4 protein-coding genes and 1 pseudogene are annotated in these 4450 nt (G+C 60.8%); 4 read left to right on the top strand and 1 reads right to left on the bottom strand.

All coding sequences use genetic code 11. The features are described 5' to 3' along the window. Positions 1–275: pseudogene (locus tag ACILRN_RS15910) on the bottom strand (hypothetical protein); the annotation flags it as partial. A gap of 53 nt (positions 276–328) precedes the next feature. On the opposite strand from ACILRN_RS15910, the gene ACILRN_RS15905 reads away from it, so the two are divergent. The 4 genes from ACILRN_RS15905 to ACILRN_RS15890 form a co-directional block, all read left to right on the top strand. Further along, entirely contained in the window at positions 329–1429 is a 1101-nt protein-coding gene (locus ACILRN_RS15905) for an ATP-binding protein (protein ID WP_395689944.1), read from the top strand. A gap of 103 nt (positions 1430–1532) precedes the next feature. Next, positions 1533–2573, top strand: a complete 1041-nt coding sequence (locus ACILRN_RS15900) for a substrate-binding domain-containing protein (protein WP_395689943.1) — start codon at positions 1533–1535, stop codon at positions 2571–2573. A gap of 91 nt (positions 2574–2664) precedes the next feature. Beyond that, complete coding sequence (gene pstC / locus ACILRN_RS15895; protein WP_395689942.1) at positions 2665–4032, top strand: phosphate ABC transporter permease subunit PstC; 1368 nt, start codon at positions 2665–2667, stop codon at positions 4030–4032. Further along, on the top strand, positions 4025–4450 hold a 426-nt coding region (locus ACILRN_RS15890; protein WP_395689941.1), incomplete at its 3' end, for a DUF3333 domain-containing protein. The genes pstC and ACILRN_RS15890, both read left to right, overlap by 8 nt.

Here is a 4450-nt window from a genome sequence, read left to right as displayed (position 1 = left end):
TCGCAGCTTCCCCAGGCCCAGCCGCCGCCATGGGCATAGAGAACGCCGGGTTTCGGCGCCTCGCCCGGCGGGCGATAGATGCGGGCATGGAGGCCATCGATTGCAATATCCTCAACCAGCAGATGAGCCGGCCGGCTGGCGCGGTTCAGACGATAGTTTTCATCGCGTGCGATGCGCCGTCTGGCCATCGGCCAGTCGGGGTCCCAGGCCGGGCCGAGCTTCGCGGCCTCTGCGAGGTAGCGTGCCATATCGGCATCGAAGGGTTCGTGGCTCATGGCGCTATGCTCCGGGACATGAATCTGTCATATCGGCCACTGATCCTGCCGCAATGCCGCCAATCCGTCCATCGGTACTCACCATGTGGCCCTTCAACCGAACGCCCGACGCCCAAGACCTGGTGCCTGCGCTGGCCCCCGAGATCCGCCTCGCGGATGCCGCAGATGTCATTCATGCCTTGTCGGAGCCAGCACTCATCGTTGACGGGCAGGGTATGGTGCGGCTCGCCAACAGCGCGGCCGCCGAGGTGCTGGAGGTTGATCCGGCGGGGCTTCACCTGTCGGCGTCGATCCGTATTCCCGCCGTGCTCGAGGCCGTCGCCGCCGCCACCGCCGGGGAGGATCGGGTGAGCGTGGATTACGAGTTGCGTGGTTCGATCCTGCGCGTGTTCCGCGCCCAGGTCTCTGGCCTCGGTGCCGGGCGCGGCGCGCTCGTGGTGCTGCGTGATCTGACGCGGGAACAGCAGATCGAGCGCATGCGGGCCGACTTCGTCGCCAATGCCAGCCATGAACTGCGCACGCCGCTCGCGGCGCTTTCGGGTTTCCTCGATACCATCATGGGTGCGGCCCGCCATGATGAGAAGGCCCAGGTGCGTTTTCTCGGTCTGATGCGCAGCCAGGCCGATCGCATGCGCCGTCTCATCGACGACCTGCTGTCGCTGTCGCGCATCGAGATGAACGAGCATGTGCGGCCCGCGGGCGAGGTGGATCTGACCCAGGTCGCTGCGCATGTGCGTGACGTGCTCTCCGGCATGGCGCGCGAGCAGGACTGTGAGGTGATGATCAGCGAGACCGGCCCGCTCACCGTCACCGGCAGCCGCGATGAGCTGGTGCAGGTGGTGCAGAACCTGGTCGAGAATGCCCTCAAATACGGAAGCTCCGGCAAGCGTGTTGAGATCAGGCTGGGCCGGACAGGCGACATGGCTGAGCTCAGCGTGCGGGACTTCGGCCCCGGAATTGCGGAAGAGCACATTCCGCGCCTCACCGAACGCTTCTATCGGGTCAATGTTCAGGATAGCCGGGCACGTGGCGGAACCGGCCTCGGCCTGGCCATCGTCAAGCACATCGTGAATCGCCATCGTGGCCGGCTGAGCATCGTCTCCAGATCCGGACACGGCAGTGAGTTTTCTATACGAATCCCCCTTAAAGCGTAGCCTTATCAATTTCTTAAGTCGTCATACTTCTGTGACCTTCTGGTCACATAACCGTTTTGACACAGACCTAGCTTGCCCCTGCCCTCAGACAGGAGAGATCAAGATGAAACGTTTGCTCATTGCTACCAGCCTTGTCGCGCTGACAGTCGCGCCCGCCTTCGCGGCGCGCGACCAGATCCGCATCGTCGGATCATCGACCGTTTATCCCTTCACCACGGCCGTCGCCGAGCAGTTCGGCAAGAAGACCGGCATGAATACGCCGGTCGTTGAGTCCACCGGGACCGGCGGTGGCATGAAACTGTTCTGCGAAGGCGTAGGCGAGAATACCCCGGACGCTTCTAATGCTTCGCGTCGTATCAAGAAGGGTGAGTTCGAGGACTGCCAGAAGAACGGCGTCACCGAGGTCGTTGAAGTGCAGATTGGCTTCGACGGCCTGACGCTGGCCCATTCGAAGTCCGGCACGCCGATGAACACGTCATTCAAGAACCTGTTTCTCGCCCTCGCCAAGGAAGTGCCCGGCGCCGACGGCAAACTGATCGCAAATCCTTACAAGAACTGGAATGAGATTGATCCTTCGCTCCCCGCAGTCAAGATCGAGGTTCTGGGTCCGCCACCCACCTCGGGTACCCGTGACTCCTTCCATGAGCTGATGATGGAACGTGGTGCGCTCGAGATCGAGTCCCTCGCCCAACTGAAGAAGGATGACGCCAAGGCCTTCGAGAAGATTTGGAAGTCGGTGCGCGAGGACGGCGCCTATGTTGAAGCCGGTGAGAACGATAACGTGATCGTACAGAAGCTCGAGGCCAATCCGAGCGCATTTGGCATCTTTGGCTTCTCCTTCCTCGAAGAGAACGCTGCCAAGCTGGTCGGTGTGGAACTGGGTGGTGTCAGCCCAACCTTTGAAACGATTGCAAGCGGCGACTACAAGGCTTCGCGTCCACTTTACATTTATTTCAAGAAGCAGCACGTTGGTGTGATACCCGGTCTTGCGGAGTTCGCGGCCGAGTACGTGTCGGACGCTGCTACGGGAGAAGATGGTTATCTCGGCGAGAAGGGTCTCGTGCCGCTTCCGGAAGACAAGCACGAGGCAATCGCCGCTGCCGTTGCGGCGATGACTCCCATGACGGGTGACGGGCTGAAGTAAGCTCGTTTCCCTTCACAGGCTGGGGCGGGGCCGCGGATGTACCGGCCCGCCCCGGTCAACACCGTTGAAGGCCAGACAAAACGGGGCACGCATGACCGGGATCTATTTTCTTCTGCTTGCTGTGCTCACCGCTTCGGCGTTCTTCATCGGCAGGTCGCGCGCCACAAGTGTGGGCAATCCATCCGATCTGCATTCTCTGCCTGCCTATCATGGTTTGTTTGCCGCAAGCTGCGTACTCTTTCCGATGTTGGCCCTTATCGCTGTGGGTGCGCCCCTTGCTGCGCAGTGGGCGGAGACGGCTGGGCTGTCGGGCTTCGATGCCAACCTCATTGCTGATCCACTGAAACGCGCCACGGCGCTGCGGGACGTGCAGAACCTGATGCGCGGCCAATATGCCGGAGCACCGACACCCGAACTGGTGGCGTCGGCACAGGCGATGGCTTCCGCGCTCACCCTTGGCGCCTGGGGCTTGGTGGTGCTTGGGCTCGCCACCGGGCTTGGCGGCCTCTATTTTGCGCTTCAGCGCATTGGGCTTGATTTTCGCGCTCGAAACAGTTTTGAGCGCATCACCGCAATGATCTTGCTGGCCTGCTCCGGCGTGGCCGTTCTGACAACCATCGGCATCGTTTTTTCGGTGATGTTCGAGACCATGAGATTTTTCAGCAAGGTACCGGTCACTGATTTCCTGTTCGGTTTGCATTGGTCGCCACAGACGGCGATCCGAGCAGATCAGGTTGGCTCCTCTGGCGCCTTTGGCATCGTGCCGCTGTTGGCGGGAACTTTTCTCATCACCATCATTGCCATGCTCGTTGCCGGTCCGATCGGGCTTCTGGCTGCCATCTACATGGCGGAATATGCCTCCGAACGGGTGCGTGCCTGGGTCAAGCCAGTGCTTGAGATTCTGGCTGGCATTCCCACCGTCGTGCTAGGATTCTTTGCTGCGCTGACCATGGCGCCTCTGATCCGCGGCTGGGGCGAAGCTGTGGGACTGTCGGTCGCATCTGAGTCGGCGCTTGCTGCTGGCATCGTCATGGGAATGATGATCATTCCGTTTGTCTCTTCGCTCTCGGACGATGTGATCAACGCCGTGCCGCAATCGCTGCGCGATGGCTCATATGCGATGGGCGCGACGCAGTCCGAAACCATCAAGCGCGTTGTGCTGCCGGCAGCCCTGCCCGGCATCGTCTCAGCCTTCATGCTGGCAATCTCGCGCGCTGTCGGTGAAACCATGATCGTGGTGATGGCAGCCGGTCTGGCGGCGAACCTTACATTCAATCCGCTTGACGCGGTGACCACCATCACAGTTCAGATCAAGACCATCCTCGTCGGAGACCAGGAATTCGATTCTGCCAAGACCCTGTCTGCTTTCGCGCTGGGCTTCGTGCTGTTCTTCTTCACGCTGGTTCTCAACTTCATCGCATTACGCATCGTGCAGCGATACAGGGAACAATATGACTGACATAAGTGCAGTAGATGCCGCTGGCTCCGTCAAGCAGCGAACCCGGAATCCGCAGATCGCGAAGCGCTATGCGGCGGAACGCCGTTTCCGTCTTTATGGCTTGGTCGCCATCCTCGTGACTGCAGCTTTTGTCGGCGGACTGCTGATCAACATCGTACTGAAAGGTTTGCCGGGATTTTTCGAACACAGACTGGTCTTGAAACTGAATGCAGCTGCTGAGGCTCTCGACCCTCAAAACACCGGCGACCCCGGGAAAATCCGGGCTGGCGATTTCGATGGATTGATCCGCGCCGCCTTGCGCGCTGCCCTGCCCGGTGTCAGCGGCCGGGCAGACCGGAAGCTGCTCAATGGCCTTTTGAGTTCGGGCGCAGCCGATGATTTTCGGAACCTCATCGTGGGAGATCCCGCGCTGATCGGC

This window comes from Aestuariivirga sp. (assembly GCF_044238155.1).
Classification (GTDB): domain Bacteria; phylum Pseudomonadota; class Alphaproteobacteria; order Rhizobiales; family Aestuariivirgaceae; genus Aestuariivirga.
The sequence above is the reverse complement of the archived record's forward strand: the minus strand, read 5'-3'. Positions and strand labels throughout refer to the sequence as shown.

Excerpts from the sequence above, each read along its gene's own strand:
- ACILRN_RS15905 (WP_395689944.1), top strand. The coding sequence starts at position 329 with ATGCCGCCAATCCGTCCATCGGTACTCACCATGTGGCCCTTCAACCGA.
- ACILRN_RS15900 (WP_395689943.1), top strand. The coding sequence starts at position 1,533 with ATGAAACGTTTGCTCATTGCTACCAGCCTTGTCGCGCTGACAGTCGCG.
- pstC (WP_395689942.1), top strand. The coding sequence starts at position 2,665 with ATGACCGGGATCTATTTTCTTCTGCTTGCTGTGCTCACCGCTTCGGCG.